Below are 2,053 nucleotides of genomic sequence, written 5' to 3'. Positions count from 1 at the left end.
GCCGCCGTTTACTGGGGCTTCAATTCAATGCTTCCCATTGCTGGTGACATCTCCTCTTAACCTTCCGGCACCGGGCAGGTGTCAGGCTGTATACGTCATCTTTCGAGTTTGCACAGCCCTGTGTTTTTGTTAAACAGTTGCCTGGACCGATTCTCTGCGCCTCATATTGCTATGAGGACCCCTTATCCCGAAGTTACGGGGTCAATTTGCCTAGTTCCTTAACCATGAATCTCTCAACGCCTTAGTATATTCTACCCGACCACGTGTGTCCGTTTGCGGTACGGGTCGCATATACATTAAGTTTAGCGGATTTTCTCGGAAGTATGATTACCTGCACTCAAGTCATCCCGAAGGATTACCTGTACTTTCATGGTTCAGCTCGGAAGGTGGATTTGCCTGCCTTCCTCATAGCCTACGCACTTAAACGCCCTATTCCGTCAGGGCGCGGCAGTGTCACTGCTCCGTCTCCACATCACTGAATATGCGAGTTGCGGAATATTAACCGCATCTGCCATCGCCTTCGCCGTTCGGCTGAGACTTAGGACCCGACTAACCCCGGGCTGATTGGCATCGCCCGGGAAACCTCGGTCTTTCGGCGAAAGGGAATCTCACCCTTTTTATCGTTACTTATACCTACATTTGCTTTTCCATAAACTCCAGGATCAGTTACCTTCACCATTCAACGTCGATGGAATGCTCCCCTACCGATACTTTTAATATACATTACTATCCCGCGCCTTCGGTATCTGACTTATACCCGATTATTATCCATGCCCGGACCCTCGACTAGTGAGCTGTTACGCACTCTTTGAATGAATGGCTGCTTCCAAGCCAACATCCTAGCTGTCACGGGGACCAGACTTCGTTAGACTAACTTAGACAGAATTTCGGGACCTTAGACGGCGGTCTGGATTCTTCTCCTCTCGGGGACGGACCTTAGCACCCGCCCCCTTACTGCACGACTGCAGTCCATAAGCATTCGGAGTTCGTCAGGTCTCGATAGGCGGTGAAGCCCTCTTGACCTATCGGTCGCTCTACCTCTTATGGAAATCGTCGCACGCGGCACCTAAATGCCTTTCGGGGAGTACGAGCTATCTCCAAGTTTGATTGGCCTTTCACTCCTACACTCACCTCATCGGGAAGCTTTTCAACGCTTATCCGTGCGGTCCTCCATCCGGTGTTACCCGGACTTCAACCTGGGCAAGTGTAGATCACTTGGTTTCGCGTCTACCCCATCTGACTCGACGCCCTATTCAGGCTCGCTTTCACTGCGGATGCGCGTCTCATGACGCTTATCCTTGCCAGACATGGTAACTCGTAGGTTCATTATGCAAAAGGCACGCCGTCACCGCTTACGCGGCTCCGACCGCTTGTAGGCGCATGGTTTCAGGAACTATTTCACTCTCCTAATCGGAGTGCTTTTCACCTTTCCTTCACAGTACTCGTTCACTATCGGTCTCACGGGAGTATTTAGCCTTACCGGATGGTCCCGGCAGATTCGCGCAGAATTTCACGTGTTCCGCGTTACTCAGGATACCACTACGTCTCGTCATGCTTCGAATACGGGATTATCACCCTCTATGATTGTTCTTTCCAGAACATTCTTCTCACAATCTAAGTACGACAGCGTGGTCCTACAACCCCTGCTAAGCGTTGCCACAAAGCAGGTTTGGGCTATTCCCCGTTCGCTCGCCACTACTAGGGGAATCATTATTTATTTTCTCTTCCTAGAGGTACTAAGATGTTTCAGTTCCCTCCGTTTGCCTCACTACCTCTGTAGTGATATCAGGTCTTCAACCTGATGGGTTGTCCCATTCGGAAATCCTTGGATCAAAGGTTATTTGCACCTACCCAAGGCTTATCGCAGCTTATCACGTCCTTCATCGCCTCCGTGAGCCAAGGCATCCGCCAGATCGGAAGAGCACACGTCTGAACTCCAGTCACCAAGGTGAATCTGGGGTGGCGTCTTCGGGTGGAAAGGGGGGGGGGGGGGGGGGGGGGGGGGGGGGGGGGGGGGGGGGGGGGGGGGGGGGGGGGGGGGGGGGGGGGGGGG

General features: G+C 52.7%; 1 rRNA gene. It reads right to left on the bottom strand.

From position 1 onward, the window contains the following. Positions 1–1,929 (bottom strand): 23S ribosomal RNA (locus tag ACFX4E_RS28175); the annotation flags it as partial. Between the last annotated feature and the right edge of the window lie 124 nt (positions 1,930–2,053).

Origin of the sequence: Priestia sp. YIM B13491, assembly GCF_042787605.1 — a bacterium.
Taxonomy (GTDB): Bacteria; Bacillota; Bacilli; order Bacillales; family Bacillaceae_H; genus Priestia; species Priestia megaterium_E.
Note: the sequence above shows the minus strand (reverse complement) of the source record. Positions and strands in the feature narration are given on the sequence as shown.